The following is a 1,430-nucleotide window of genomic DNA, read 5'->3' as shown; positions in this document are numbered from 1 at the left end:
TTGTGGCTATGCAACAGATCCTAATTATCCTGATAAATTAATAAATTTAATAAAGCAATATAAACTATTTAAGTATGATGAAGGGATTTCGGAGTCTGCCATTACGTCCCATGAATTTGTAACTAAAAATAATATTTCAGATGGAACAAAACCGTATGACTTTACTACAAGAGAAGAAGTTTGGGTAATGATCTATAGGTTATATAAGTTCCTCAATAAGCAATAATACTTTAAAATTTTTTAACAAGAAAACTTGTTTTATTGTTTCCCATAAAACTTTAAAAGAAGGTGATATTATTTTTTTAGAAAAAATTTCTCAAAGTGAATTTGAAAAAAGAAAAAAATCTGGTGAGTTTGGAAATATAGTAAAAGTAATTAATGATGAAGAAGATGAAACTATGATTATCGAAAAAAATATAGCTTTTAAATTGAATGAAAAGCCAATAGAGGATAGTTTAGTTGAAAGACCTAAAAGAATAAAACAAGCTTTAAAACGAAAATCTGCTAATGAAGATAAGAAGATAAATCAGATAGTAGCAAGTATTTTGTTGAGAGAAATTGAAGATAAATATTTTGAGGTTTATTGATTTGTTTCTATGATAGAAGTAATATATATTTTAATAATTTACATAATTACCTTTATCAGATAAAATTACGTAGTCTTATTTGAAAAGTTGGAAGATCATAATGAAAATGGACATAAATAAAAAACTTAACATTGGAATGTCTGAAGAAAGAAAGTACAACTCAAATAAATAACAATTCTATGATATACTCTACTAAAAATTGTAATTTCAAAATAACTAAATTGCATCATGGAACACAAGGAGGAATACATATGCTAGATATTATATTATCTATAATCTCAATATCTTCACTTATTTGTTTTGTAATAGTAAATATAGTAAATTTTATCAATGGGAAATATAATCCTATTATATTTCGGTTAAAAACTGATTCGGAATTTAATTTTTCAACTTTACTTATCTATTTAGGAATAGCACTTCCTATCATTCATATACAATCTATATTTATACAAAGTATTGTTGAAATTACCACGTTAACCATAATAACAGTATTGATTAATATTTTAAATTTTAAATTCTGTAAAAAATTTCATGAAAATTTAAAGAAAAAAAATATATTACTAGATACAAGTGTATTTAATTTATTAGTGTTGATATTTTTAAGTATATCAATACTATCTTTAAGTGAACTCTCCCTCCACTAAGTGGGGGCTTCTTGGTGTATCCAAGAACTTTTCCTGCTTCTACGACCTCGTAACCTACTATCTCCACAGGCTATCTCCGTAAGACCTACGGTTCTTATTTTTATTAGGAAACTATAAATTTTTTAAACTGTAACTTTGGTAACTGAATAAAAGTATCAACTATTTTGAGCAACGGAGTCCGTTAGGACTCGTTGGCGAC

At 25.9% G+C, this 1,430-nt stretch carries 2 protein-coding genes and 1 pseudogene; 2 read left to right on the top strand and 1 reads right to left on the bottom strand.

The features are described 5' to 3' along the window. Positions 1-226, top strand: a pseudogene (locus tag BUA77_RS14090) (hypothetical protein); the annotation flags it as partial. Between the two features lie 172 nt (positions 227-398). Then, on the top strand, positions 399-587 hold the full coding sequence (locus tag BUA77_RS13250) for a hypothetical protein (RefSeq protein ID WP_072891075.1): 189 nt from the start codon (positions 399-401) through the stop codon (positions 585-587). 576 nt (positions 588-1,163) lie between these two features. Here the strand turns inward: BUA77_RS13250 and BUA77_RS14610 are convergent. Beyond that, positions 1,164-1,298 carry a hypothetical protein gene (locus BUA77_RS14610; RefSeq protein ID WP_278280581.1) on the bottom strand — a complete coding sequence of 45 codons (135 nt, stop codon included), beginning with the start codon at positions 1,296-1,298 and terminating at the stop codon, positions 1,164-1,166. Positions 1,299-1,430 lie beyond the last annotated feature (132 nt).

It is taken from the genome of Tepidibacter formicigenes DSM 15518, from assembly GCF_900142235.1.
GTDB lineage: Bacteria > Bacillota > Clostridia > Peptostreptococcales > Peptostreptococcaceae > Tepidibacter > Tepidibacter formicigenes.
This window is presented reverse-complemented; position numbering and strand designations above follow the sequence as displayed.

Excerpts from the sequence above, each read along its gene's own strand:
- BUA77_RS13250 (WP_072891075.1), top strand. The coding sequence starts at position 399 with ATGATTATCGAAAAAAATATAGCTTTTAAATTGAATGAAAAGCCAATA.